Here is a 26,132-nt window from a genome sequence, read left to right on the forward strand (position 1 = left end):
GAGTGCTTCGTAGCGGGATGAGGTGTCTCCCGCCGATCAGCACATCACCGGTCCGAAGGCCCGCGCGGACGACGCGACGCGGGCGTCGGCGAGGTCCGGACCGAGCACCATCTGGGAAAAGGAGATATCTGCATGAGCATGAACATTCTGGAGCCGGCGGCGCGTGAGCTCGCCGAGGCGACCTCCAAGCCCCCGTTCCTGTACGAGCTGGGAACCGACGGCGCCCGCAAGGTGCTCGACGACCTCCAGGCCGCCCCGGTCGACATGCCCGAGGTGGACGAGAAGTGGATCACGGTGTCGGCCGGCGTCGGCGACGTGCGGGTGCGGATCGTCAAGCCCGCCGGGGCCTCCGGCGCGCTGCCCGCGGTCCTGTACGTCCACGGCGGCGGCTGGGTGCTGGGCAACGCCGGCACGCACGACCGGCTGGTCCGCGAACTCGCCGTCGGGGCGAGCGCGGCGGTCGTCTTCGTGGAGTACGACCGCTCGCCCGAGGCGCGCTACCCGGTGGCGATCGAGCAGGCGTACGCGACCGCCCAGTGGATCACCCGGCACGGCGCCGAGGAGGGCCTGGACGCCTCCCGCCTGGCCGTGGCGGGCGACTCGGTGGGCGGCAACATGACCGCCGCGCTGACCATCCTCGCCAAGTGGCGCGGAGACGTGCGTTTCGTGCACCAGTCGCTGTACTACCCGGTCACCGACGCCGCCCAGGACACCGACAGCTACCGCGAGTTCGCCGACGGCCCGTACCTGACCGCCAAGGCGATGGCGTGGTTCTGGGACGCCTACACCACCGACCCCGCCCAGCGCGCCGAGATCACCGCCTCGCCGCTCCGCGCCGGCCTGGAGGACCTCGCCGGGCTGCCGCCCGCGTTCGTCATCGTCGACGAGAGCGACGTGCTGCGCGACGAGGGCGAGGCGTACGCGCGCAAGCTGACCGAGGCGGGGGTGCCCACCACGAGCGTCCGCTACAACGGCACGCTGCACGACTTCATGATGCTCAACCCGCTCCGCGACACCCGGGCCGCGCGCGCCGCCACCGCCCAGGCCATCGACGTCCTCACGTTCGCACTCAACACCGGAAAGGTACGCTCATGAGCGAGCAGCCCGCCATCGTCCTGGTCCACGGCGCCTTCGCGGAGTCCGCGAGCTGGAACCGGGTCATCCAGCGCCTGCACAGCAACCAGCTGCACGCCGTCGCCGCCGCCAACCCGCTGCGCAGCGTGGAGGGCGACGCCGCCTACGTGCGCGACGTGATCGCCGGCCTCGGCCGGCCCGTCGTCCTGGTCGGCCACTCCTACGGCGGCATGGTGATCACCCAGGCCGCGGCCGGCAACCCGGCCGTGCGCGCCCTGGTCTACGTCGCCGCCTTCGCCCCTGACACCGGCGAGAACGCGTTCCTGCTGTCCGCCAAGTTCGAGGGCAGCTCGCTCGCCACCGCGCTGGAGGCGTACCCGGTCGCCACCGGCGGGAACGAGTTCCGGATCGCCGCGGACAAGTTCCACCACCAGTTCTGCGCCGACCTCGACGCCGGGGAGGCCGCGCTGATGGCGGCGACCCAGCGGCCGGTGACCGAGCGGGCCCTGACCGACGCCCTGACGGCGGACGAGCCGGGCTGGCGCGGCACGCCGTCCTGGTTCGTCCACGGGGAACGCGACCTCAACATCCCGGCCGCCGCGCTCCGGTTCATGGCCGAGCGCGCCGGCTCGCGCGGGACCCGCGAGGTCGCGGGCGCCTCGCACGCGCTCGCGGCCTCGCAGCCCGACGCCGTGGCCGCCGCCGTCCTCGACGCCGTCGACCACGTGCGGGGATGACGCTCCCGCGCCCGCCCCGGCCCCGCTTCCGGTGCCGCGGCGGGCCGGGCAGGCCGCCCCCGCTCGCCACCCCTTACCCCCGTTTCGCCCCCGTTCGCCTCGGTGAGGCGAGGGCCCCCATCCACGTCAGCACCCCCGGAGGAAAGATGAGCGATCCGACCGGTGAGAACAACGTCCTGCACGAGCTCAAGGTCGTGGTGGGGCTCGCGCTGGCCATGGCCGAGGTGAGCCAGGCGCAGCACACCGGTGACTTACCGATCACCGAGTGGCTGCTCGATCCCGCCGAGAGCGAGCGCGAGCGGGTCGGGCTGCGCGGCATCCTGGCCGCGATCACCGAGCTGGAGAGCAGCCCCTCGTTCCAGCCGCCCGGCGCCGGGAGCGGGCGCCCCCTGCCGACCCACGCACCATCGTTCACCAGGCGGTGATCATGACCATCCAGCAGACCCACCAGAGCACGCGTCGGGCCCACCAGACCCATGAGGCCCCGCAGACCCACGACCCCCGGCCACCCGTGCGCTGGGCGGCCCGCGCCGCCTGCCGGGACGCCGACCCCGCGCTGTTCTTCCCGTTCACCTGGGACGACCACCCCAGCCGGTCCGGCGACCAGGCACGCGCGCAGCGCATCTGCCGGACGTGTCCCGTACAGCCGGCCTGCCTCGCCTGGGCCCTGCGCACCGGCGAGCCGGACGGCATCTGGGGCGGCACCACCCCGGACGAGCGCCGCCGGATTCGCGCGCGCCTGCGCCAGGCGACCGCCTGACCGGGGCGCAGGACCGGGGCGGGTGTCACAAACTGCGCCGCCGGCCGGTCTTGGCTTCCGGAATGGCTTTCGTCGATGCGGGCAAAGGAGCATCATGCATTCGCCGGAACACCGGATCGCCACATCCGTCCTGGTCATCGGCACAGGAGGAGGCGGATTGCGGGCCGCCATCGAGCTCGCCGAGCGCGGGGTCGACGTCCTCGCGGTGGGCAAGCGGCCGAAGGCGGACGCCCACACCTCGCTCGCCGCCGGAGGCATCAACGCGGCGCTCGCCACGATGGACCCCGAGGACAGCTGGCAGCAGCACGCCGCGGACACCCTCAAGGAGAGCTACCTCCTCGCCAACCCCGAAACGGTGCGTATCGTCACCGAAGGGGCCGCGCGCGGCATCGAGGACCTCGAACGCTACGGCATGCCGTTCGCCCGGGAGCAGGACGGCCGGATCTCGCAGCGCTTCTTCGGCGCCCACACCTACCGGCGCACCGCGTACGCCGGTGACTACACCGGGCTCGAGATCCAGCGCACCCTGATCAACCGGGCGGCGCAGCTCGACGTCCCCATCCTCGACACCGTGTACGTCACGCGCATCCTCGTCCGCGACAACGCGGTCTTCGGCGCGTACGGGTTCGACATGGTGGACGGCAGCCGCTACGTCATCCACGCCGACGCGGTGATCCTGGCCGCCGGCGGGCACACGCGGATCTGGCGGCGCACCTCCTCCCGGCGCGACGAGAACACCGGCGACTCCTTCCGCCTGGCCGTCCTCGCGGGCTGCCGGATCCGCGACCCCGAACTGGTGCAGTTCCACCCGTCCGGCCTCATCGCGCCGGAGAACGCCGCCGGCACCCTCGTCTCGGAGGCGGCGCGGGGCGAGGGAGGGATCCTGCGCAACGCGGTGGGGGAGCGGTTCATGTCGCGGTACGACCCGGAGCGGATGGAACTGTCCACCCGTGACCGCGTCGCGCTGGCCGCGTACACGGAGATCAAGCAGGGCCGCGGGACCCCGAACGGCGGCGTCTGGCTGGACGTGTCGCACCTGCCGCGTAAAACGATCATGACGCGGCTGCCCCGCGTCTACCAGACGCTCCTGGAACTGCAGATGCTCGACATCACCAAGGAGCCGATCGAGATCGCGCCGACCGCGCACTACTCGATGGGCGGGGTCTGGGTGCGCTCGGAGGACCACGGCACGGACGTCGACGGCCTGTACGCGATCGGCGAGGCGGCCAGCGGCCTGCACGGCGCCAACCGCCTCGGCGGCAACTCCCTCATCGAACTCCTCGTCTTCGGCCGCATCACCGGGCAGGCGGCGGCCGAGTACTCCGCGGGCCTGGACGCCCAGCGCCGCTCGGCCGAGGCGCTCGACGAGGCGCGGGCCGAGGTCGACGGGCTCCTCGCCGCCGACGGCCCCGAGAACGTACGGGCGCTGCAGCGGGCCCTGCGCGACGTCATGACCGAGCACGCCGGCGTGGTGCGCGACGAGGACGGCCTGCTGAAGGGACTCGCCGAGCTCGACGCGGTGGAGGCGCGCGTGGAGAACGCCGGCGTGCACCCGGACATCGCCGGCTTCCAGGACCTGGCGCACGCGTTCGACCTCAAGTCGGCGGCGCTGGCCGCCCGCGCGACGATCGAGACGGCGCTGGAGCGGCGCGAGACGCGCGGCTGCCACAACCGCTCCGACCACCCCGAGCTCGACCCCGCGCTGCAGGTCAACTTCGTGTGGTCGGGGCCGGGGGCGGTGGAGCGGGAGGCCATCCCGCCGATACCGGCCGAGATCGCGGCGCTCATGCGCGAGGTCTCGAGCGACGGGAAGCTCGTCGAGTAGCCCGTCACCGTCCCCGTTCCTGTCACCGGCGGGGGCGGCCACCCGATCGTCCGGTGTCCGGGAGGCTCGCCGTCCTTGACGCGGGCCTGGACGACAAGAATTTCGCGGCAGCTGTCACAAAGCCCGGAGCTGCCCTGTCTTAGCTGGCGACCGGGGTGACCAAGCACCCCGGCGAACGAGGAAGGCACGTCATGAAGATCGTGGTAATCGGCGGGACCGGTCTGATCGGGTCGAAGGTGGTGAAGAAGCTGACGGACCACGGGCACGAGGCGGTCCCGGCCTCCCCGAACACCGGTGTCAACACGCTGACCGGCGAGGGGCTGGACGAGGTGCTGGCCGGCGCCTCCGTGGTGGTGGACGTGTCGAACTCCCCGTCGTTCGAGCGTGAAGCGGTGATGAACTTCTTCAAGACCTCCACCGGCAACCTGCTGGCGGCCGAGGCCAAGGCCGGCGTCGGCCACCACGTCGCGCTGTCGATCGTGGGGACCGAGAAGCTGCCGGAGAACGGCTACTTCGCGGCGAAGATCGTGCAGGAGCAGCTGATCGAGAAGTCCGGCATCCCGTTCACGCTCGTGCACGCGACGCAGTTCTTCGAGTTCGCCCGCGGCATCGCGGACGACGGCATGGTCGACGGCAAGGTGCACGTCGCGCCGGTGCGCTTCCAGCCCATCGCCGGCGAGGAAGTCGCCGAGGCCGTCAGCCGCGCCGCGGCGGGGAAGCCGCTGAACGGCCGGGTCGAGGTGGCCGGGCCGGAGGTGTACCAGATGGACGAGTTCTTCCGCCAGGCCCTTGCCGCCTGGAACGACCCCCGCGAGGTCGTCACCGACCCGCAGGCGCGCTACTTCGGCAGCGTTCCCGGTGAGCGCACGCTGGTGCCGGACGAGGGCGCCGCCACGCTCGGCAAGATCAGCTACCGCGACTGGCTGGCCGCCTCCGGCCAGTAGGCCGGCACAGTGGTGGTCCTCCGTGCGGCGCAAGGACCGCCACACCCTTCGCCCGCCCTGGCGCCGGCCCTGGTCTCCTGCCCTGGCTTCCTGCGCCGGACCTGGGCTCCTGCCCTGGCTTCCTGCGCCAGCCTCCGTCCCCTGTGCCGGGCCTGGTCCCCTGTGCCGGGCCTCCGAGTGCGTTCCGGACCTCCGAGCGCATGCCGAGACCTCTGAGCGCACGCCGGATCTCTGAGCGGTCCTGGGCTCCGGAACGGCGGGCGTCGTGGACGGGCCTGGGCGGGGGCCGGTCATCGCGGAGCGACCGGCGGGCCGCGCAGCACCATGGACTGGACAGGAGTTTCTGTTGTGACCGCATCGGCGATGGTCGCCGAGTTCGACGACGTCGCCGGGTGGACCGCGGACGCCGTCGAGCAGCTCGGGGAGCGGCACGCCATACCGGCCGCCTGCCGCGGCAGCGCGAGCCCCGCCGCACTGGCCTGGCTGGCGGAGGCGTGCGACCTGTCCCCGGGAGTCAGGCTGCTGGACGTGGGTGCCGGAGCCGGCGGCCCGGCGGCCTGGGCGGCCGAGCGGTTCGGAGTCCGGCCGATCCTGCTCGAACCGATGCCCACCGCGTGCCGGGCCGCCACCCGGCTGTTCGGACTGCCGGTCATCGCGGGGGACGGCCGGCGGATCCCGCTCCGTACGGGTTCGGCCGACGCCGCCTGGTGCCTGGGGATGCTGTGCACCGTACAGGACAAGGCCACGGTGCTCAGCGAGATCCACCGGGTGCTCAGGCCCGGCGCCTCGCTGGGACTCCTGGTGGTCGTCGCCCGAGGACCGCAGCTCCTTCCGGCCCCGGACGGCAACCACTTCCCGACGCAGCGGGAACTCCTCGCGCTGCTCGCCGGTGCCGGGTTCGAGGTCGTCGAGCAGACCGAGCAGACCAGCCAGGCGCCGCTGTCCTGGTCGCGACGGGCCGAGCAGGTCGCCGCAGTCGTCGCGACCCGCCACCGGGCCGACCCCGCCTACGCGCTGGCGGCGCACCAGGGGGAGCGCTTCACCCGCCTGTTCGCCGCCGACCAGATCACCGTGCGGCTGGTCCACGCCGTCAGCCGGCCCGCCGGTCACCCACTCAACCCACGCATGGAGGAAAGATGACCACTCCGAACGGCGAAGAAGAGACGCTGTACGAGCTCGAGGTCGAGGTCGAGGTCGAGCTGACCCGCGCCCGGGCGAGCCACGCGGAGGAAGATCCGAACCTGCCGGTCACCGACTGGCTGTTCGACCCGACGGACGCCGAGCGCGAGGAGGTCGGCCTGCGGGGGCTGCTCGACGCGGTCGAGGTGCTGGAGGAAGACGTCCGTCGCGGTGATCGGGACACCGACGCTGGACGCGAATAGGAAGCCGTGCCCGGCGCGGGCGCCGCCTTACCCACGCCTGCGTCCTGTCGGCGCAGCGCACCATCTGACCGGAAAGGAACAATCCCCGTGGACACCCCATTGAGGATCGGCGCCACCATCGTCGACTATGGGCTGATCTTCGTCTACTTCGCCGTGGTCCTGCTGGTCGGATGGGCCGCGCGCCGGAGGGTATCCAGCAGTCTCGACTTCTTCCTGTCGGGGCGGTCGCTGCCCGCCTGGATCACCGGGCTGGCCTTCATCTCGGCCAACCTCGGCGCCGTCGAGGTGATCGGCATGTCGGCCAACGGCGCCGAGTACGGCATGCCGACCATGCACTACTACTGGATCGGCGCCGTCCCGGCGATGCTCTTCCTCGGCATCGTGATGATGCCCTTCTACTACGGGTCCAAGGTGCGCAGCGTCCCCGAGTTCATGCGCCGCCGCTTCGGCCCCGGCGCCCACCTGGTGAACGCGATCACCTTCGCGCTCGCCCAGGTGCTCATCGCGGGGATCAACCTCTTCCTGCTGGCCACGGTGGTCAACGGCCTGCTCGGCTGGCCGCTGTGGGTGGCCCTGCTCCTCGCCGCCGCGATCGTCCTCAGCTACATCACCCTCGGCGGGCTGTCCGCGGCCATCTACAACGAGGTCCTGCAGTTCTTCGTCATCCTCGCCGCGCTGCTGCCGCTCACCCTCATCGGGCTGCACCGCGTCGGCGGTGTCGACGGGCTGATCGCCAAGGTGGGGGCGGCCGTGGGCGGCGGCGCCGAGCAGCTCAAGACGTGGCCGGGCAGCGAGCTGGCCGGATTCGACAGCCCGGTCCTGTCCGTCATCGGCATCGTCTTCGGCCTGGGCTTCGTGCTCTCCTTCGGTTACTGGACCACGAACTTCGTCGAGGTCCAGCGCGCCATGGCCACCCACTCCATGTCGGCGGCGCGCAGCGCGCCCGTCATCGCCTCGTTCCCGAAGATGTTCATCCCGTTCGTCGTGGTGATCCCCGGCATGATCGCCGGGGTGCTGGTGCCCGAGGTGGGGCGGCTCAAGGCCGGCGACCAGGCCGCGGGGGTGACGTACAACGACTCGATCCTCCTGCTCATGCGCGACGTGCTGCCCAACGGGCTGCTGGGCGTCGCGCTGGCGGGCCTGCTCGCCGCGTTCATGGCCGGCATGGCGGCCAACATCTCCGCCTTCAACACCGTCTTCAGCTACGACCTGTGGCAGCAGTACGTGAAGAAGGGCCGCTCCGACGGCTACTACCTGAAGGTGGGCCGCTGGGCCACGGTCGGCGCGACGCTCCTGGCCGTCGGCACCGCGTTCATCGCCGCCGGCTACGGCAACCTGATGACCTACCTGCAGACCCTGTTCGGCTTCTTCAACGCCCCGCTGTTCGCCACCTTCATCCTCGGCATCCTGTGGAAGCGGATGACCGCGACCGCGGGCTGGGTGGGACTGGTGTCCGGGACGCTGGGCGCGGTCGCCGTGTGGGTTCTGAACGAGATGGGCGCCATCAACCTGCCAGGGCAGGGAACGGCGTTCGTGTCCGCCGGAACAGCGTTCGTCGTCGACATCGTGGTGAGCATCCTGGTCAGCGTGGTGACCGCGCCCAAGCCGGCGAGCGAGCTGGGCGGGCTCGTCTTCTCGGAGACGCCCAAGGCACGGCGCACCGACCCGTCGGCGAGCCGGCTGCCCTGGTACCGGGCGCCGGTCAAGCTCGCGGGCATCTCCCTGGTGCTCGTCACCGCGCTCAACCTGATCTTCCGCTGATCACCGTTCTTTCGCTGACGCTGGTTAGGAGCCGAGACATGAACGAACAACCCACCAGGAGCCGGTACGGCGGCGCGGGCGAGGACGACGGCGAGCCCGGTGCGGCGCCCGCCACCGGCAGGCGCAAGGCCGGGGCCTTCGACATCCGCGTCGTCATCGGAGGGCTCATCGGTTTCTACGGCATCGTGCTGATCACCATGGGTCTGGTCGTGGACACGGCGGCGGACCGGGCCAAGACCGGCGACGTGAACGCCAACCTGTGGGCCGGCCTCGGCATGGTGGTCGTCGCCGCCGCCTTCGCGGTCTCCGTACGCCTGAACCCGGTGATCGTCGAAGCGCCCGCGGAGCCCGCGGAGAAGACCGACGCCACCGGATCGGCATGATCCCCGGGGCGTCACCTGGCGAGCTCGCGGATCATGACGATCGGAGGACGTCGGCCAGGGACGCGGTCGTGACCAGCGTGCCCGCCGCCCCGGCCAGCTCGTCGTCGAACGTCACCAGCGCGTCCGCCTGCAGCCGGGTCAGCGCGATGTACTCCGCCTTGTACGTGTCCGGCCAGCCGAGCGTGCCGGCCACCTCCCAGGCGACGGCCTGGAGCACCCGGTCGCCGAGCAGCCGGACGCGCAGCGCGCGAATGCCGTCCAGGATCTTCTTCGCCGCGCGCTCGTCGGTCTCGCCCCGGCGGACGGAGCCGTACAGGAGCGCCAGTGCCTGCGATCGCATCAGCGTCGGGGCGAGCAGTGCGTGGCCCGCCGGGATCTCCGAGCGGTCGGCCGCGAGCCGGATGGCCACCGGAGCGTCGATGACGAAGCGTGTCATGCGAGCACCCTTCCACAGAACCGCCCCCGTGGCGCGGGTCGTACGCGCGGGCAGCGAGCGCGGATGGGCACGGGGCGTCAGTCGCGTCGGTGGCGCGGCAGCAGCAGGCTGGCCGCCGCGATCGCCACGCCCAGCCCGGCCGCGATGAGGAAGACCAGGTCGTAGCCGGCGGCGAGGGCGGCGGCGGCCGGGGGAGCCCCGGCGGCCTCCGATGCGGCCTTGGCGCCCGCGGCGAGCGCGGCGTCCAGGGAGCCGCCGCCCGCCTCCGACGCGGCCCGGCCGCCGGCGGCCGTCGCCAGCACCGCCAGCCCTACAGACCCGCCCACCTGGCCGGCGGTGTTGGCGAGGCCGCCGACGGTCCCCGCGTCGCCTTCGGGGACGCCGGCGGTCGCGGCGGCCATGAGGGTGGGGAAGACCAGCCCGATCCCGGCCGCGACGAGCAGGGTGGGGCCGAGCACGCCCGTGACGTAGCCGCTGCCGGCGCCGGCCTGGGCGAGCCAGCCGAAACCGGCCAGGAAGCAGGCGCTGCCGGCCAGCATGAGCGGGCGCACCCCGGTTCGCGGCAGCAGGGTGGCGGCCCACCGCGCGACCACCGCGAACGTGACGGCCGCCGGTGTCTGCCCGAGACCGGCCTGGAGGGCGCTGAAGCCCAGGACGTTCTGCAGGAAGAGCGACGTGAAGTACCACATCGCGATGGTGATCCCGCCGAACAGGACGAGCGTGCCGTTGCCGGCGGCCACCCCCCGGATCCTGAACAGCCGCAGCGGCACCATCGGCCGGGTGGCGAAACGCGCCTCGATCAGGGTGAAGGTGACGAGCAGGAGCAGGCCCGCCACGACGGGACCGGCGACCGGCACGGACGTCCAGCTGTGATCGGCGCTCTGCATGACCCCGTAGATCAGCGCGGCGAGCCCGGCCGTCCCGGTGACGGCGCCGGTGAGGTCGAGCGGTTCCCGCCGGCCGGTCCGCGCGCCGGCCAGTGACAGCAGGGCCACCGCGATCAGCACCGCGCCGATCGGCACGTTGATGAGGAACACCCACCGCCACGACAGGCCGGTGGTGATGGCGCCGCCCGCGACCGCGCCGGCCATCCCGCCGACGCCGCCCGAGGCCGACCACGCGCCGAACGCCTTCGCGCGCGCCTTCGGCTCGGTGAAGGAGATGTTGATCACGGCCAGCGTCGCCGGGGCCATCATGGCGGCTCCGACGCCCTGCGCGACGCGCGCCGCAACCAGCACCTCCGGGGCGGTCGCCAGGCCGCCGGCCAGGCTGGAGGCGGAGAACAGCAGCAGCCCCGCGGCCAGCATCCGGCGCGGGCCGAACAGGTCGGCGGCGCGCCCGCCCAGCAGCATGAGGCCAGCGAACGTGAGCAGGTAGCCGTTCACCACCCACGCCAGGCCGGTGGAGGTGAAGCCGAGGTCCTCGCGGACCGAGGGCAGGGCGACGTTCACGATGGACGCGTCCAGGATCACCATGAACTGGGCGGCGCACGCGAGCGCCATGACCATCCAGCCGGGGCCGGCGTGCGGCCTGGCCCGCCGGGCCGCGGTGCCGGTGGCCGTCATGACGCCCTCCCCGCCAGCCGGCCGCTCTCCGCCACCTGCGATGAGGTGGTTCCGTTGACGCCGTCCGCCGCCGCCCGGGAGACGGTTGCGGCCGCACCGTTCGCCGCGTCATCGGTGACGCGGCCGTTCCCCCGCAGCTGGATCGTGATCTCGGCCAGCCGCCGTCCCTGGTACCGGGCCGCCTCCAGCGTCGCGGCGTCGGGGCCGTCGCCGGGTGCCTCGCCGCTCACGAACGACGCGCCGTAGGGGTTGCCGCCGGCGGCGTACACGGCCGGGTCGGTGAAACCGGGCGGGACGATCAGCGACCCCCAGTGGTAGAAGACGTTGGCCAGCGACAGGATCGTGGCCTCGTTGCCGCCGTGCCGGTTGTACGCCGAGGTGAAGGCCGTCACCGGCTTGTCGGCCAGCCCGCCCTCCCGCCACAGCCCGACGGCCTGGTCGATGAACTGCTTGAGCTGCGCCGCCGGCGCGCCGAACCGGGTCGGCGTGCCGAACGCGAACGCGTCCGCCCACGCCAGGTCCTCGACCGTGGCCTCGGCGATCGACGCGGTGGCGTCGGCGTGCCGCCGCCACCGCGGGTTCCCGGCGATGTCACTGTCGGGCGCCAGTTCGGCGACCCGCCGCAGCCGTACGGTGGCGCCGGCCGAGGTGGCTCCCTCGGCGACGGCCTGGGCGAGCGCGTGGACGCTGCCTGTCGCGCTGTAGTAGATGACGGCGACCTTCACGGTCATGTCGGACCCCTCGATGTCGGTGTAGGATTAGTTATCCGGATAAATATTATGCACATAACTAATATGTCAAGGAGCAGCCCGTGGACTTCGAGCAAGCCGACGCCGTCAACCAGGCCATCCGCCTCCTGAGCCTGCGCCACCGGGCCAGGGCCGCGGCGCTGCTGGCCCCGCTCGGTCTGCACCCCGGCCAGGAGGTGCTCCTGCTGGAGCTCGCCAGGACCGGCCCGATGATCCAGGCCCAGATCAGCGAGGCGATCGGCTGCGAGCCGCCCAGCGTCACGCTCATGACCCGCAAGCTCGAAGCCTCCGGCCACATCACCCGCACGCCCGCGCCCTCCGACAGGCGCGCCAGCGTCGTCGAGCTCACCGACAGCGGCAGGGCGCTGGCCGACCAGGTCAAGCAGCTGTGGTGCACGCTGGCGGAGGAGACCGTGACCGGCCTGCCGGCCCAGACCGTGGGGGACCTGCCCGGCGTCCTCCGGACCCTGGCCGGCAACGTGGACACCAGGCAGCCCCGCCCCTCGCACGGCCGCCGCGCCCCCGCGTGACGCGGGCGCGCGGCAGCCCGCCCGGGCGTTGAAGGCCCGGGCGAGTACGGCTACGGCCGTTCCGGCGGAGCGTGAGGAAGCCTCACAATGGTGCACATGCCCGCGACGGCGGACCACGCGCCGGGCCGGCTCCAGCAGGGAAGGTGATCGCGTGCCCCAGTCCGGTACGGCCCCCGGGCGGACCCCCGCGTGGCGCTACGCCATCGGGATGTTCGGCACCTCCATCCCGATCAACATGATCAAGGGATCGATGATCCTCTTCTACGTCGACATCCTCGGGCTCGACGTACGCGCGTACGGCGCGGTCATGGCGATCTACGCGGTCATCGACGCGCTCGACAACCCGCTGCTCGGCCACCTCTCCGACCGCACCAGAACCCGGTTCGGCCGCCGGCGGCCGTGGCTGCTGGTCGGCGCGCCGATGCTGGCGGCCTGCATGATCGCGTTCTTCTCCGCGCCGGCCTCGCTGCGGGGCATGGGGCTGCTGCTCTGGTTCGCGGTGTTCGCGATCCTGTGCGAGGCGTTCGACTCGATGCTCAACGCCAACTACGGCGCGCTGCTCCCCGAGCTCTACCCGCGGGAGCGCGACCGCGCCGTGGCCAACAGCCTGCGCCAGGGTTTCCAGCTCGTGGCGCTGGTGATCTCGCTCGCGGTCACCCCGCTGCTCACGACGCAGGTGTTCGGCACCGAGGAGTCCACCCAGGGCTTCAGGACCACGGCGATCATCTACGGCGCGGTCGCCCTCGTCGTGATCGTGTTCATGGCGCTCGGCGCGCGCGAGAGCCCCCGCTACTCCACGCGCGAGCGGCCGCGGCTGCTGCCGAGCGTGTGGTCGATCGTGCGCAACCCGATGTTCTGGACGGTCGGGCTCACCGGCGCCTGCTACGGGATCGCCATGGCGCTCGTGCTCTCCGGCATCCAGCTGTACGTCCGCTACTCGCTCGGGCTCCCGGTCGGGAACGCGCTCTACCTCCAGGGCATCGTCATCCTCGTCTCGGCGGGCGGCCTCGTGGCGTGGACGCGCGTCGTCGCGCGCCGCGGAGCCCTGTGGACCTGGCGGCTCGCCTTCGCGGTCCTCGCCGCCGGCTTCGCGGCGCTGTTCTTCGCCGTGGACCTCGTCACCGCGATCGCCGCGGGCGTGCTCGTCGGCGCCGGGTGGTCGGGCATGCTCGCGACCAACGACCTCATCGTCGCCCGCGTGCTGGACGCCGACGCGGCACGCAACGGCGAGCACCGCGAGGGGCTCTTCCTGTCCGCGTTCGGCTTCTTCGGCCGGCTCAACGGGATCGTGACCGGGCTCGCTCTCACCTCGCTGGGCGTGTTCTTCGGCTACAACTCGGGCGACGACCCCGGCGCCGACCCGGGGTTCGCGTTCCGGGTCTACTTATGCGTGTACCCGTTCGTGCTGACGGCGATCGGCGCGATCGGGGCGCGGCTCGTCTCGGTGCCGATCGAGACGCCGCCCGAGGCGAGTGAACCGCCCCCCGACCCCGTGGAGGAGTCCGCCGTGGAGCACCCCCGATGACCCGCCGCGTCGTGATCACGGCCGACGACCTCGGCCGGGAACCCGGCACGAACGACGTCATCGCCGCGCTGCTCGCCGAGGGACATGTCACGGCCACCACGCTCATCTGCGTCTCCCCGGACGCCGAGCGCGCCGCGGGCCAGGTCTGGAAGCTCGGCGTCGTACCACGGCTGCACGTGACCCTCACCAGCGAGGGCGGGCTGCCGCGCTGGCGGCCGCTCGACGGCGCGGCGAGCCTCGTCGATCCGGACGGGACGCTCAGCGACGACCCGTTCGCGCTCGGAGCCCGCGGCGAGGCGCGGGACGTCGTACGCGAGGCTGACGCGCAGCTGCGCTGGATGCGCGAGCGGGGGCCCGCGCCCGTGGCGGCCGACTCCCACGCCGGCACCCTCTACGGCCTGCACGGCAGGTCGTGGCTGGCCGAGGCGCTCGAGTGGTGCGCCCGCCACGGCCTCGCCTTCCGCCTGCCGCGCGATCCGGAGCCGTACTTCGGCGGGCCGCTCCCGCCGCCGCTCGCCGCGGCGCACGAGCAGGCGGTCGCCCTCGCCGACGCGCTCGGCGTGTCCCTCCCGCGGACCATCGCGACCAACCGCCGCACCGCACGCGACCTCGGCACGTACGAGCAGCTGCGCGACGACTACCTGCGCCGGCTCGCCGCCCTCCCCGAGGGCACGAGCGAGCTGTTCCTGCACCCGTCCCGCGAGGACGCGGTCACGGGGCCTGACGGCGTCGTCCGCACCTGGGAGACGCGGCTGCTGCGGGATCCGGTCTGGCACCGCGCCCTGGAGAGCGAGGGCGTCGAGCTCGCCGGAGGCTGGTGGGCCTAGGCCCGGGAACGAGCGCCGCATCCGGAACGAATCGCCATGTTTGGGGCAAGGTCCGGTCGGGGTACGATCTTCGCCGTCCAACGCGGGAGCCCGGTGCGGACCGGGCTGAGAGGACGGCTGACAGCCGCCGACCGCCAGAACCTGCTCCGGGTAATGCCGGCGAAGGGAGTTTGCGCGATGAGTGGCGCGCGCTTTTCCAAGATCTACACGGGTGACCTGCGGGTGCCGATGCGCGGGATCAGGCTGTCGGACGGCACGGAGGTGAGCCTGTACGACACCTCGGGCCCGTACACCGACCCGGCCGTGGAGACCGACGTGCGGCGGGGCCTGCCGCACCTGCGCGAGGCGTGGATCGCCGGGCGCCGGGCGGCCGGGCAGCCGGTGACGCAGGTCGCCTGCGCCAGGAAGGGGCTGATCACCAAGGAGATGGAGTTCGTGGCGGTGCGCGAGGGCGTCACCGCCGAGTTCGTGCGGCAGGAGGTCGCGGCCGGCCGGGCCATCATCCCGGCGAACGTCAACCACCCCGAGTCGGAACCCATGATCATCGGCCGGAACTTCCTCGTGAAGATCAACGCCAACATCGGCAACTCGGCCGTGACCTCCTCCATCGAGGAGGAGGTCGAGAAGATGACCTGGGCGACCCGCTGGGGCGCCGACACGATCATGGACCTGTCCACCGGTGACGACATCCACGAGACCCGCGAGTGGATCATCCGCAACTCGCCGGTGCCGGTCGGGACCGTGCCCATCTACCAGGCGCTGGAGAAGGTGAAAGGCCGCCCCGAAGCGCTGTCGTGGGAGGTCTACCGCGACACCCTGGTCGAGCAGTGCGAGCAGGGCGTCGACTACGTGACCGTGCACGCCGGGGTGCGGCTGGCGCACGTGCCGCTCACCACCCGCCGCAAGACGGGCATCGTCTCGCGCGGCGGCTCCATCATGGCCGCCTGGTGCCTGGCGCACCGCCGCGAGAGCTTCCTGTACGAGCACTTCGACGAGATGTGCGAGCTGCTGGCCCGCTACGACGTGTCGTACTCGCTGGGCGACGGGCTGCGCCCCGGGTCGATCGCGGACGCCAACGACGAGGCCCAGTTCGCCGAGCTGCGCACGCTGGGGGAGCTGGCCGGGATCGCCCGGGCGCACGACGTCCAGGTCATGATCGAGGGCCCCGGCCACGTACCCATGCACAAGATCAAGGAGAACGTGGACCTGCAGCGGGAGCTCTGCGACGACGCGCCGTTCTACACGCTCGGCCCGCTGGTGACGGACATCGCGCCCGGCTACGACCACATCACCTCGGCCATCGGCGCGGCCATGATCGGCTGGTACGGCACCGCCATGCTCTGCTACGTCACGCCCAAGGAGCACCTCGGCCTGCCCGACAGGAACGACGTCAAGACGGGCGTGATCACGTACAAGATCGCCGCCCACGCGGCGGACCTCGCCAAGGGGCACCCGCAGGCTCAGGCGTGGGACGACGCGCTGTCGGACGCGCGGTTCGAGTTCCGCTGGGAGGACCAGTTCGACCTGTCGCTCGATCCCGTCACGGCCCGGTCCTACCACGACGAGACCCTGCCCGCCGAACCCGCCAAGTCGGCGCACTTCTGCTCGATGTGCGGGCCGAAGTTCTGCTCCATGCGGATCAGCCACGACCTGCGCGCGCTCGGATGAGATCCACGTCACAGCCGGCCTTCTGTCACATGTGGCCAGGGCTGCCCGGTCCACCGTGTGTATCCGCACACGGTGGCCGCGCGCCCGCCGCGCTGCCGCGACCCGAAGGAGGCGACACATGTCCGAGCCCGTCCCGTTCGTCATCGATCCCACCGGCGCCGACCGGCACGCGGAGTACCGGGCGCTGCGGGCTCGCGGCCCGGCCACCCCCGTGGACATCCTCGGCCTGCGCGCCTGGGCGGTCTCCGACCCCGCCCTGCTCAAGAGCATGCTCACCGGCCCCGACGTCTCCAAGGACGGCCGCACGCACTACCCCGACTTCAAGGAGACGATCCGCACGTGGCCGCTCGCCCTGTGGATCGAGGTGCAGAGCATGCTCACCGCGTACGGCGCCGACCACCGCAGGTTACGGCGGATGGTGGCACCCGCGTTCGGCGCCCGCCGCATCGCCAGGCTGAGGCCGGTCATCCGGTCCGTGGTGACCGAGCTGCTCGACGGCCTCGCCGCGGTGCCCGCCGGCCAGGTGGTGGACCTGCGCGAGCGGCTCGCCTACCCGCTGCCCATCACCGTGATCGGCCACCTGATGGGCGTGCCGGAGGACCAGCGGGACGATTTCCGGCAGATCGTCGACCGGGTCTTCGACAGCACGCTGACGCCCGAGGAGGCCCAGGCCAACACCGCGCGCCTCTTCGAGAGGACCGACCAGCTGATCGCCACCAAGCGCGCCCGTCCCGGCGACGACATGACGTCCCTGCTCATCGCGGCCCGCGACGAGGAGTCGGACGGCGGCGGCTTCACCGACGACGAGCTGCGCGACACGCTGATCCTGATGATCAACGCCGGGTACGAGACCACCGTCAACGTCATCGACCAGGCCGTCTTCGCGATGCTGACCTCCCCTGACCAGCTCCGCCTCGTCCGGACGGGCCGGGCCACCTGGGAGGACGTGGTGGAGGAGACCCTGCGCCACGAGCCCGCCATCAAATATCTGCCGCTGCGCTTCGCCGTCACCGACATCAAGCTGCCCGACGGGCAGGTCATCGGCGCGGGGGAGCCCATTCTCGCCGCGTACGGGGCCGCCAACCGCCACCCGGACTGGCACGGGCCGGACTCGGACACCTTCGACGTCACCCGCGCGGTCAAGGACCACCTGGCGTTCGGCTACGGCGTGCACTACTGCCTCGGCGCGCCCCTGGCCCGCCTCGAGGTCGTGGAGGCCTTGAGCCGGCTCTTCGAGCGCTTCCCGGACATCTCGCTCGCGGCGGCGCCCGGCACGCTGCGGCCGGTGCCCACCCTCATCAGCAACGGCCACCAGGAACTCCCCGTGCGCCTGCGCCCCGTCGAGGCCGCCTGACCGTCACGGGCGTGTGCCGCCCGGCGAACGGTCAGCCGCGCGTCCGCCCGGTCAGGACCCGCTTCATCCGGCGGGCCAGGACGGCGCGCACGCCCTCCTGGGGGCGCTGGGCCGCGCGCAGTTGCCGGCGCAGCGTGCCGACCTCGCGGCGCAGCTCCACGGTGCTCTTGCGCCAGCGGGCCGCCTCGTCCCGCCACTTGGCGACCTGGCCGCGCAGCCGCTCGGCCTCCTTCGCCAGCCGGGCCGCGTCCGCCTGGGCCTGGACCCTGGCCTTGTACGCGGCCCGCCGCCCGAGGAGCTCGCCCGGCTCGTCGCCGAACCCGTACTCCTCCGCGACGACCCGCCGCACCCCGGACACCTCGGCCACGGCGTCGTCGAGCGGCTCGCCGGGCCGGGCGACGAGCCGGGCGCGGGCGAAGGAGGAGGCGCGTTCGAGCCTGGCCGGGACCGCCCCTTCGGGCGCCTCCGCCGGCAGCACCTCGATCAGGCCGAGCCCCTCGGCGCGGGCCAGGGCCAGCAGCCTGGCCAGGCTGTCCTCGCCGGGCACCCGGCCCGGGGGCAGCCGCAGCACGAAGGGGACGGACGGGTGCACCTCCTCCGTGGTCGCCAGGTGCACCCGGCTCTCGTGCTCGTAGTGACCGTGCACCAGCACCAGGTCGAGATTCGGGTCCTTCAGCGGGGCGCGGCGGTCGCGGTCGAGGGTGTCCCAGGGACCGACCAGAACGACGGACAGGTCCGTGACGGTCGAGGCGAGCAGCGCGTCCACGCCGGCGCGGACGGTCTCGTACCCCGCGGTGCCGTCCAGGACGGCGGTGACGTTCGGCACCTTCCACTGCCGGGTCGGATGCGTGCGCAGCCACTGGTAGGCGGGGATGCGGTCGGCGACGAAGGCGTGGCTGACCCGGTCGATGCGCTGCTGGTCGCGCATGCGCATGGTCGGGCCGAGGTGGTAGGCGCGGGCCTGGGGCTCGGGCACGAACACCGCGCCCGCCTGGTAGAGCCGGTAGCCCATCTCGGTGTCCTGGCCGACGATCAGGTCGTCGTCCATGGGGCCGGCGGCCCGGACCAGGCGGGCGCTGACGGAGGTGGCGCCGCCGACGTGCAGGCTGAACGGCCGTATCGGGTTGTTCGTGAGCCCGTCCGTCCGCTCCACCAGGCCGACCAGCCAGGCGTGCGGCTGGGCCGGTTCGAACGCCGCCTCCAGGTCGTCCGGCAGGACGGCGGGCAGCGGGGCGCTCGTGAAGCGGATGTATCCCGTGACGGACAGGTAAGGGGCGGTGTGGTGCCAGCGCATGTGCGCCTCGATCGCGCCGGGCGTGAGCACCACGTCGGAGTCCAGCCAGTGGATGACGTCGCCGGTGGCCTCGCCGAGCCCGGCGTTGCGGGCGGGGGCCCGTCCCGGCTGCTCGCACACGACCAGGCGGGCGGCCGTGCCCTCGGGCAGCCGCAGGGGCGGCGTGCTGCCGTTGTCCACGACGATGATCTCGGTCAGCTCGGCCGGGTACGTCTGCCGCGCCAGCGCCTGCAGCACCAGGTCCAGCTTGTCCTGCGCGCCGTAGGCCGGGACGATCACGCTGACGCGCAGCTCGGGCGTGAACCGCTCCGGCGGACGCAGCATGCGGTAATCGTTGCCGCGCACCCGGCGCACGCCGTCCTCGGCCTCCTCCACACGCTCGACGGCAGGTTCGGCGGACATGCTGGCGGCTCCCTGGGTATCGGCCCGGATCTGTGCGAGCGCCGAGTTTAGGACGCTTACCTGGGAAAAAGCTGTGTTCTGACTCACAAAGTCGGCATTTGCGCAGCTCAGACTTTACAGCTTTCCCGCAGAAAAGGTTCTCGTGGTGACCCGGGCCGGGGGCACCCGGGGCGAGCCGTCGCCCGTACGGGCACCCATGAGGACCTCCCGCTCGACCCGCGAGGCGGCATGGGTCAGCAGCGCGGCCAGCGAGCGCGTCGCGGGCCCGTCCGCGAGCGTCGCCAGGCCGGCCGACGCCTCATCGGCGAGGCGCCGCGCGCGTTCCGCGACCTCGGCGGCCATGCCCGTGCGGGCGCAGCGCCGTACCAGCTCGTCCGCGCTCGAATCCGCGCGGGCGAGCAGCCGTGCCAGTTCCGGGTCCTCGCGCAGGGCCAGCAGCAGCGGGTAGCTGGTGATCTCCTCCTCCAGGTCCGCCCGCGCGTCCCTGCCCAGCCGGTCCGTGCCGCCGAGCAGCCGCGCGACGTCGTCGGCGAGCTGGAGGCAGAGGCCGAGGCCCCGGCCGGCGTCGCCCAGCGCGGCGGCCACCGCCTCGTCGGCGCCCGAGACGCGGGCGCCCAGCTCGCCCGCCGCCGCGAACAGCGCGGCAGGTCCGGTACGCCCCATGAGCGCGAGCCGGTCGCCGGGAGAGGGAAAGCGACCGGCCCGCAGCTCGCGCATCCGCGACGTACACGCCTCCTCGACGATCCGCGCCAGCTCCGGCACCAGGTCGCCGTCCGCGCAGAGCCCCAGCGCACGCGCGAGCATGACGTCGGAGACGAGCACGGCGAACATCGTGCCCCAGTTCGGCCGGCCCTCGTCGGAGGGCCGGTCGGGCACCCCCGACTGCGCCAGCCCGGCCAGGCCCGCCAGCTCGACCGCGGCCGCGAGCGAGGTCAGCTCGGGACGCCTCCAGTCGCCGAACCGGGCGGCCAGCAGCACCATCAGCGCCGGCCTGACCGACAGCTGGAACGAGCCCGACGACAGCGCGGGCAGCCGGGTCAGGAACGGCCAGTCGGGACGCATGGTCTCGGCCAGCAGCTCGCCCACCTCGACCAGCTCCGCCCCCACGCCCACGGCCGGGTCGAGGAGCGGGCGGGCGTCGGTCAGCACGCCGGACGACCCGAAGCCCGCCATGCCCTCGGGCGCCAGCGCCGCCCGCCGGACGAGGGCGTAGATGGGGCGTTCGCTGTCGAAGGTGTCGTCGAGCACGTGCCAGACCAGGCGGTGCCGCTCGGCCGCGTGCTGCCCGGTCTCGAAGTAGCCCTGGAAGCGCCCGCTCAGCAGGCGGGCGTAGCGCGACAGGTCACGCGGATCGGCCAGCCGCTCGTCGGCCACCTCCGCCGCCAGCTTGCCCGATTCGAGGGCGAAGCTGATGCCCTCGCCGGTGAACGGGCTGATCATGCCGGCGGCGTCGCCGGCCAGCAGCAGGCCGGGGGCCCAGCAGCGGTGCGGGGAGAAGTCGAATCGGAGCGGCGCGCCGCGCCGGGCCCCGGCCGGCCGCATGCCGCGGAAGCGGGGGTCGCCGGTCCTGAGCTCCTCCAGGAACGCCGCGAACAGCGCGTCGCTCCTGGCGTTCGGGACCCGCTCGACCAGTCCCACGCCCACGTTCGCGGACGTGGGACCCGTCGGGAACGCCCAGCCGTACGACGGCAGCCAGTGCCGCGCGCCCGCGTCGGTGAGCGGGGCCATGAACTCCAGCAGGTGGTCGAGGCCGTGGACGTCCTCGACATAGGCCCGCAGGGCGTAGCCCAGGCCACCCGGCGGGGTGGCGGTGAGACCGGCCTGGCGGGACAGCGCCGAGGCCGCGCCGTCGGCGGCGATCACCACGGGCGCCCGCAGCAGCCGCCCGCCCGCCTCGACGCCCCGGACCACGCCGTCCTCCTGGACCAGCCGGCGTACCCTGACCCGCTCGCGCAGCTGGGCCCCGGCGGCCACGGCCAGGCGGACGAGGGCGTCGTCGAGGAGCGCGCGGGGCACGACCAGGCCGTCCCGCTCGGGTCCGGCGGCGTCGCGGAACTCGCGCGGCGCGTGGCCGCGCATGGTGACGCGCAGGCCCCGCACCGGCCAGGCGGACGGCAGCAGCTCCAGCGCGCCCATCTCCGCCAGCAGCGCGATGCCCGCCCTGGTCACGGCGTCGCCGCAGCTCTTGTCGCGCGGGAAGGCCGTACGGTCGAGCAGCGCCACGCGCCTGCCGCGCCGGGCCAGGTGGTAGGCGGCGCAGGCCCCCGCGGGCCCGGCCCCGACGACGATGACGTCGGCGATCGCCTCAGGTGACGGGTGGCTCATCTCAGATGACGAACGGCGTGTCCGTCATGGCCGGGGCGGCCGGGATCCTCGCGCCGGTCGCCGCCCGCAGCGCCCTGCCCAGCAGCCGCCCGCGCGCCTCGTCCACGGCCCCAGGCCCCTCGTCCACGGTGCCGCGCGCCTGGTCCGAACCTCCGCGCGCCTCGTCCATGACCCCGCGCGCCTCCCCGGTCCGTGCGGCGGCGAGCAGGCCGAGCGCGGTCTCGACGTCCGACGCCCGCGTGCCGTTCAGACGCGCGCCGAGGTGGGCGAGCCTGGCCTGCTGGTCGAGTGCGGCGAAGCCGGGTCCGAGCGCGCCGATCGCCCGGTCGACGCGCTCCCGCTCGGCGGGGGAGAGGCGGGCGTAGCGCGCGCCGTGCGCGGCGGCGCCGGCAGGTCCCGCGACCAGGTCGGGGAAGAGCGCCGAGACGGTCCCGGCCAGGGCGTCCAGCGTGCGGGCGGCTCCTGCGTCCAAGGTGGCGTCCGCCGACGCCGCCTGGGCGGGCCCGGCGGCGGCCACGGCCGTGCCACCGGCCAGGAGGCCGGCCGTGCGGATGAATCCCCTGCGGGTGCGTGGTTCCGGTTCCTGGGGCATCGCGACTCCTGATCCGTGGCCTCAGCGGCCTGTGAGCACGAGATGGTGGCAGAGCTGGACCAGCGCCCGCCTGGCGGGACGGTCGGGCAGGCGCTGGGCGGCCGAGACGGCCTCGTCGGCGTAGTGGTCGGCGACGGCGGTGGCGTGCGCGACGGCGCCGGAGCCGAGGATGAGCTCGCGGGCCTCGGCCAGGTCCCCGTCGTCCGGCGAGTCCAGGGCGAGGAGGGCGCGCAACCGCTCCTGCTCCGCTTCCGCGCCGTGGGCCAGGGCCATCAGCGTGGGCAGGCCGTACACGCCCTCGCGCAGGTCGGAGCCCGGCCGTTTGCCGAGCAGCGCCGCGTCGGCGGTCACGTCGAGCACGTCGTCCACGGCCTGGAACGCCAGTCCCAGCGCCCTGCCGTACAGGCCGAGGGCCTCGCAGGCGTCCTCGTCCGCGCCGCTCAGCGCGGCGCCCGCGCGGCAGGACAGCTCGAACAGGGACGCCGTCTTCCTGACGGACACCTCGAGATAGCGGGCCACCTGGTGGCCGGCGTTGTAGGCGTTCTCGGTCTCCTGGAGCTGGCCGAGCGCGAGGGCCAGGACGGCCTGCCCGGCCCATGCCGGCACGGGCCGGTCGAGCCCGCCGAGGAGGCGCATGGCGCGGGCGAAGACGTACGTGCCGGCCGTGACGGCGGCGGCCTGCCCCCAGCGCGCGTGCGTGCTGGGGGCGCCCCTGCGCGACTCGGCGCGGTCCATCACGTCGTCGTGGTAGAGCGTCGCCACGTGCAGCAGCTCGATCGCGGCCGCGGCGCGCAGCAGGACGTCCTCGTCCACGCGCGGCCCGAACTCGGCCGACAGGAACACGAGCGCCGGGCGCAGCCGCTTGCCGCCCTGCGCCACCAGGTGGCGGGCCACCTCCGACAGGTGCTCGTCCTCGCTCGCGAGCGTCTCCTCCAGCAGCGGTCCGAGCCGCTCCAACCGCCGCACGCACGGCTCGTGCGTCACCCAGCTCACTACGTCGCCTCGAAATCGCCGGTCACGGTGAACGTCACCGGCACGCCGTCGACGAATCGCCGCCCGCGTGGGCGGTCACGGTCCTGCCTCAGGTACACGACGATCCCGTACGCCCGGCCGTCCGCCCGCTCGGGGTCCCGGACCACCACTCCCACGCCGTGCCCCACCGAGGCCGGGTAGTCGCGATCGAGGTCGTCGCCCCGGTCGGCCAGCACCCGCCTGGCGGTCGCCAGGTCAACGCCCTCCTCGTACACGGGACCTCCGTCGGTGGTGCCGCAGCCCGCCGCGAGCGCGAGCGCGGCGAGCAGGCTTCGTCGCTTCATGCATCAGCCGGTGTACGGGTCCGCGAGGAACGGCGCCTCGCCGAACAGCGTGATGACGGTCTGGTGGACGCCCGGGTCGTCCAGCATCGCGATCAGCTCGCTGGGCTTCTTGCCCACTTGCCCCTGCAGCATGTTGTAGAGCACGTCGGCCGCGCCCGCCTCCTGCTCGGTGAGGTACTTCTTCAGGCTCGTCAGCGCCAGTTGCACGTCGGCCAGGTGCGCGGTGGTGAGCCGCAGGTCGTCGCGGGCCGGGTCGGCGATGGCGAGCTTCACCTCTCCCAGATACCGCGTGTACAGCGCCTGCGCCAGAGCCCGGTCGCCGGGCTGGACCTGCGTGCTCTCGCCGCGCTCGAACAGGGCCCGCTGGTTGACGTACACCATGTCGATCAGCCAGCGGCCGACCTTGGTCTGGGCCAGGTACTTGTCCCGGGCCGTGCGCACCAGATCCCCCTCCTGGCTGAAGGGGATGCCGGTCATCCGCTCGGCGGTGCCGAGGAACGCGCACGAGCTCGGCTCCGCGCAGGGCACGTGGCCGTACTCGGGGGCCGGGGGGACCCGGCAGATCACCGAACCCGAGTCGCCGCCGCAGCTCATCACGTTCGCGGTGATCTGGTGGACGAATTTCACCTCTCCGATGTTGTCGTAGTCGATTTTCGCGCTGACATCGATCTCCTGCAGGTTGTTCCTGGTCACCTCGGTCCTGGCGCCGGACTTGGCGACCGAGATCCGGAATGCTTCATCGTCGTCCCCGTAGTCCTCATAGGCGGCCCGATCGAGCAGCTCGACATTGAGCCGTCTCAGGACCGCGCTCATGGGGTTCATGATCGTTCGAGTGCCGCTTCCGGCGAACAGCAGGCCGACGGCGGGCTGTGACATCGAGGGCACCTTGATGACGGCTTGATCCCCCATCGTCTTGTTCGCCACGACATTGGAGCCGCTGACGTGGGCGATGGCGCAGTCGACGTAGTTGTCGCCGTTGAAGTTGATGTTGACCCACCGGGCCAGCGTGCCGATCGTGTGGTCCTCGGCGGTGCTCGAGCCCGGCTGAGTGATCCTCTCACCGGGCCTGGCGTTGTTCCGCCGTGCCAGCACGTGCCAGTTCGACAGGATGGACAGCCGGCCGCCATTGGACAGGTCGCGGACCAGGCATCCGAACGTGCCGTAGATGGGCAACCCGACATTGCCGATGCTCACTCCCGAGGGGACCGGACGCTTGACCCAGTCGGTGTACTCCAGGGCGCGGAACGGGCCCGTCTCCTCCACGTCCACCTCGACCGTGACCCCGTTGATCTCCATGGTCCTGGGCAGCAGCCGCTCCCGGGGAAGCGCGTCGGCGGGCAGTTTGCGCACGACGTACACGACGCACGCCGGGGTGGAGAGCCGCACGCCCGCGGTGGTCCGCCGGCCGAAGCCGCCGCCGACGATGTTGCGGTCCTCCCGGGACAGGATCTGCTGGAGCGCCGCGCCCGAGCTGCCGCGGGCCTCGTTGAACGACCTCGGTCCGTGAGCCATGCCTGTGACGATACGAAAGAGGTGGATCCTAGGAATCCATCCCTGGTTCGAGCTGTCCGTCCCCTTTTCGCCGTACCTCGCGCCGCGGGGTCAACCGAGGGGATAGACCATCCGCCGTACGACGCCGCCGATCGTGCGGGACCCGGTGTCCGATATGTTCTCCCTCGGTCATGTCTGTGTCGGTCGTGGGGGTCGTTGCGAGTGCGTAGGACACTGCTCATCGGGGCTCTTGCCCTGAGCCTGTCCGGCTGCGGCATGGCCCCCGGCCTGATGAACTGGTCCGCCGACGCCCCCACCCCCTCCACCCCCTCCACGCCCCCCGCGTCCTCCTCGCCCTCGCCCACGCCCACGCCCACGTCTCAGTCGCCGAGCGCCACCGCGAGTCCCACTGCCACCCCCTCCGCCACGAGCGCGGGCGTGACCGTCAGCCAGGCCGGGCAGGCGCTGCGCCAGTGGGTGGACAAGTACAACGCGATGCTCACGAAGCGCAAATGGTGGCGATCGAACGCCCGGCTCGACGCGCTGTTCGTCGAGGGGGCGCTGCACGAGGGCGTGCTCGAACGCAACCACGAGGACTTCGGCTGGAAGACGGGGCACAAGCCCATCCACCCGACCGGCACCCCGGTCATCTACCTGCCCCGGCCGGAGCAGCAGTCCCCGGCCGGTGACTGGTTCATCGCGCAGGCCACGTACAAGGACACCGAGGGCCACGCCCGCCCGCACGTGCTCGGGTTCATCCGCTCCCAGGGACAGCCCTTCAGGCTCGCCGTCGCGACCCCCGTCCACTGGGGACAGAGGATCCCCAAGCCGCTGCTCGACGCCGACGGCTACATCACCGACATGGACGGCGCCATGGCGCGGGCCGTGGCCGAGGAGTACCGGAACTTCTGGAACGGCGAGCGGAAGAAGGAGGGCGACTCGGGTTACCGGCTGGCCAGGAACAGCTACAGCCGCAAGGCGTTCCCCAAGGTCAACAAGGGGCTGTACGTCGGATTCGCCGGTCACGGCTCGATCTTCGGCTTCCGCACGGCGGACGGCGGCTCGTTCTTCCTGTTCGCCATGATCAACGACCCGAAGAGCGTCAACAACGTGCTGAGCGAGGCGCTGCTGGTGCCCAAGGGCAGCAGGACCATCCAGGAACTCGGCGCCGACTGGTTCTCGTAGCCCGCGC

The 26,132-nt window shown here is 72.7% G+C and carries 25 protein-coding genes and 1 riboswitch; of the genes, 16 read left to right on the forward strand and 9 right to left on the reverse strand.

Going from position 1 to position 26,132, the window contains the following annotated elements; translation table 11 throughout:
* Nucleotides 1-132: 132 nt before the first annotated feature.
* The 10 genes from FH608_RS18115 (at nucleotide 133) to FH608_RS18160 (ending at nucleotide 8,866) form a co-directional block, all read left to right on the forward strand.
* Nucleotides 133-1,095, forward strand: a complete 963-nt coding sequence (locus FH608_RS18115) for an alpha/beta hydrolase (RefSeq protein ID WP_139631701.1) — start codon at nucleotides 133-135, stop codon at nucleotides 1,093-1,095.
* Nucleotides 1,092-1,811, forward strand: coding sequence for an alpha/beta fold hydrolase (locus FH608_RS18120; RefSeq protein ID WP_139631702.1), 720 nt, complete (start codon nucleotides 1,092-1,094; stop codon nucleotides 1,809-1,811). The genes FH608_RS18115 and FH608_RS18120 overlap by 4 nt, the downstream gene beginning before the upstream one ends.
* A 146-nt stretch (nucleotides 1,812-1,957) precedes the next feature.
* Nucleotides 1,958-2,236 carry a hypothetical protein gene (locus FH608_RS18125; protein WP_139631703.1) on the forward strand — a complete coding sequence of 93 codons (279 nt, stop codon included), beginning with the start codon at nucleotides 1,958-1,960 and terminating at the stop codon, nucleotides 2,234-2,236.
* Nucleotides 2,237-2,238: 2 nt separating this feature from the next.
* Nucleotides 2,239-2,571 (forward strand): WhiB family transcriptional regulator, encoded by a 333-nt coding sequence (locus FH608_RS18130; RefSeq protein ID WP_139631704.1) that lies wholly within the window; start codon nucleotides 2,239-2,241, stop codon nucleotides 2,569-2,571.
* Between the two features lie 94 nt (nucleotides 2,572-2,665).
* Entirely contained in the window at nucleotides 2,666-4,396 is a 1,731-nt protein-coding gene (locus tag FH608_RS18135; RefSeq protein ID WP_139631705.1) for an L-aspartate oxidase, read from the forward strand.
* A gap of 191 nt (nucleotides 4,397-4,587) precedes the next feature.
* Nucleotides 4,588-5,340, forward strand: coding sequence for an SDR family oxidoreductase (locus FH608_RS18140; protein ID WP_139631706.1), 753 nt, complete (start codon nucleotides 4,588-4,590; stop codon nucleotides 5,338-5,340).
* Between the two features lie 348 nt (nucleotides 5,341-5,688).
* The gene (locus FH608_RS18145) at nucleotides 5,689-6,480 is read left to right on the forward strand and encodes a class I SAM-dependent methyltransferase (RefSeq protein ID WP_193318481.1); all 792 of its coding nucleotides are present in this window, start codon (nucleotides 5,689-5,691) and stop codon (nucleotides 6,478-6,480) included.
* Nucleotides 6,477-6,722, forward strand: a complete 246-nt coding sequence (locus FH608_RS18150; RefSeq protein ID WP_139631708.1) for a hypothetical protein — start codon at nucleotides 6,477-6,479, stop codon at nucleotides 6,720-6,722. The genes FH608_RS18145 and FH608_RS18150 overlap by 4 nt, the downstream gene beginning before the upstream one ends.
* Before the next feature lie 87 nt (nucleotides 6,723-6,809).
* Nucleotides 6,810-8,483, forward strand: a complete 1,674-nt coding sequence (locus FH608_RS18155; RefSeq protein ID WP_193318482.1) for a sodium:solute symporter family protein — start codon at nucleotides 6,810-6,812, stop codon at nucleotides 8,481-8,483.
* A 38-nt stretch (nucleotides 8,484-8,521) separates the two neighbouring features.
* A complete protein-coding gene (locus FH608_RS18160) occupies nucleotides 8,522-8,866 on the forward strand; it encodes a hypothetical protein (protein WP_226899654.1) in 345 nt (114 codons plus the stop codon).
* A 31-nt stretch (nucleotides 8,867-8,897) separates the two neighbouring features.
* On the opposite strand, the gene FH608_RS18165 is transcribed toward FH608_RS18160, so the two are convergent.
* The 3 genes from FH608_RS18165 to wrbA form a co-directional block, all read right to left on the reverse strand.
* Nucleotides 8,898-9,302 carry a type II toxin-antitoxin system VapC family toxin gene (locus tag FH608_RS18165; protein WP_139631710.1) on the reverse strand — a complete coding sequence of 135 codons (405 nt, stop codon included), beginning with the start codon at nucleotides 9,300-9,302 and terminating at the stop codon, nucleotides 8,898-8,900.
* Nucleotides 9,303-9,379: 77 nt separating this feature from the next.
* On the reverse strand, nucleotides 9,380-10,867 hold the full coding sequence (locus FH608_RS18170; protein WP_139631711.1) for an MFS transporter: 1,488 nt from the start codon (nucleotides 10,865-10,867) through the stop codon (nucleotides 9,380-9,382).
* Entirely contained in the window at nucleotides 10,864-11,598 is a 735-nt protein-coding gene (gene wrbA / locus FH608_RS18175; RefSeq protein ID WP_139631712.1) for an NAD(P)H:quinone oxidoreductase, read from the reverse strand. The genes FH608_RS18170 and wrbA overlap by 4 nt, the downstream gene beginning before the upstream one ends.
* A gap of 80 nt (nucleotides 11,599-11,678) precedes the next feature.
* Here wrbA and FH608_RS18180 point away from each other — a divergent pair, with 80 nt between their 5' ends.
* The 5 genes from FH608_RS18180 (at nucleotide 11,679) to FH608_RS18200 (ending at nucleotide 17,520) form a co-directional block, all read left to right on the forward strand.
* Nucleotides 11,679-12,146: a MarR family winged helix-turn-helix transcriptional regulator gene (locus tag FH608_RS18180; RefSeq protein WP_139631713.1), complete on the forward strand. Its 468-nt coding sequence runs from the start codon at nucleotides 11,679-11,681 to the stop codon at nucleotides 12,144-12,146.
* A gap of 151 nt (nucleotides 12,147-12,297) precedes the next feature.
* Nucleotides 12,298-13,671 carry an MFS transporter gene (locus FH608_RS18185; protein ID WP_139631714.1) on the forward strand — a complete coding sequence of 458 codons (1,374 nt, stop codon included), beginning with the start codon at nucleotides 12,298-12,300 and terminating at the stop codon, nucleotides 13,669-13,671.
* Nucleotides 13,668-14,498, forward strand: coding sequence for a carbohydrate deacetylase (locus FH608_RS18190; protein WP_139631715.1), 831 nt, complete (start codon nucleotides 13,668-13,670; stop codon nucleotides 14,496-14,498). Before FH608_RS18185 ends, FH608_RS18190 begins: the two co-directional genes overlap by 4 nt.
* A 72-nt stretch (nucleotides 14,499-14,570) precedes the next feature.
* A riboswitch (TPP riboswitch) is annotated at nucleotides 14,571-14,683 on the forward strand.
* Nucleotides 14,676-16,166 carry a phosphomethylpyrimidine synthase ThiC gene (thiC, locus tag FH608_RS18195; RefSeq protein WP_139631716.1) on the forward strand — a complete coding sequence of 497 codons (1,491 nt, stop codon included), beginning with the start codon at nucleotides 14,676-14,678 and terminating at the stop codon, nucleotides 16,164-16,166. Its footprint overlaps the riboswitch before it by 8 nt.
* Nucleotides 16,167-16,284: 118 nt before the next feature.
* Nucleotides 16,285-17,520: a cytochrome P450 family protein gene (locus FH608_RS18200; protein WP_139631717.1), complete on the forward strand. Its 1,236-nt coding sequence runs from the start codon at nucleotides 16,285-16,287 to the stop codon at nucleotides 17,518-17,520.
* Nucleotides 17,521-17,551: 31 nt separating this feature from the next.
* Here the strand turns inward: FH608_RS18200 and FH608_RS18205 are convergent, their stop codons facing one another.
* From FH608_RS18205 to FH608_RS18230, 6 genes are all read right to left on the reverse strand, one after another.
* Nucleotides 17,552-19,216 carry a glycosyltransferase family 2 protein gene (locus FH608_RS18205; RefSeq protein WP_193318483.1) on the reverse strand — a complete coding sequence of 555 codons (1,665 nt, stop codon included), beginning with the start codon at nucleotides 19,214-19,216 and terminating at the stop codon, nucleotides 17,552-17,554.
* A gap of 114 nt (nucleotides 19,217-19,330) precedes the next feature.
* Nucleotides 19,331-21,541 carry a geranylgeranyl reductase family protein gene (locus FH608_RS18210; protein ID WP_139631718.1) on the reverse strand — a complete coding sequence of 737 codons (2,211 nt, stop codon included), beginning with the start codon at nucleotides 21,539-21,541 and terminating at the stop codon, nucleotides 19,331-19,333.
* Between the two features lies 1 nt (nucleotide 21,542).
* Entirely contained in the window at nucleotides 21,543-22,133 is a 591-nt protein-coding gene (locus FH608_RS18215; RefSeq protein WP_139631719.1) for a hypothetical protein, read from the reverse strand.
* 21 nt (nucleotides 22,134-22,154) lie between these two features.
* Nucleotides 22,155-23,126 (reverse strand): polyprenyl synthetase family protein, encoded by a 972-nt coding sequence (locus FH608_RS18220; protein WP_193318484.1) that lies wholly within the window; start codon nucleotides 23,124-23,126, stop codon nucleotides 22,155-22,157.
* Nucleotides 23,126-23,449, reverse strand: a complete 324-nt coding sequence (locus FH608_RS18225; protein ID WP_139631721.1) for a hypothetical protein — start codon at nucleotides 23,447-23,449, stop codon at nucleotides 23,126-23,128. Before FH608_RS18225 ends, FH608_RS18220 begins: the two co-directional genes overlap by 1 nt.
* A 3-nt stretch (nucleotides 23,450-23,452) precedes the next feature.
* Nucleotides 23,453-24,961, reverse strand: coding sequence for a hypothetical protein (locus FH608_RS18230; protein WP_139631722.1), 1,509 nt, complete (start codon nucleotides 24,959-24,961; stop codon nucleotides 23,453-23,455).
* A 201-nt stretch (nucleotides 24,962-25,162) separates the two neighbouring features.
* Between FH608_RS18230 and FH608_RS18235 the strand changes: the two genes are divergently transcribed.
* Nucleotides 25,163-26,125: a hypothetical protein gene (locus FH608_RS18235; RefSeq protein WP_139631723.1), complete on the forward strand. Its 963-nt coding sequence runs from the start codon at nucleotides 25,163-25,165 to the stop codon at nucleotides 26,123-26,125.
* The last annotated feature ends 7 nt before the right edge of the window (nucleotides 26,126-26,132 follow it).

The sequence above is a fragment of the Nonomuraea phyllanthi genome, from assembly GCF_006334985.2.
Classification (GTDB): Bacteria; Actinomycetota; Actinomycetes; order Streptosporangiales; family Streptosporangiaceae; genus Nonomuraea; species Nonomuraea phyllanthi.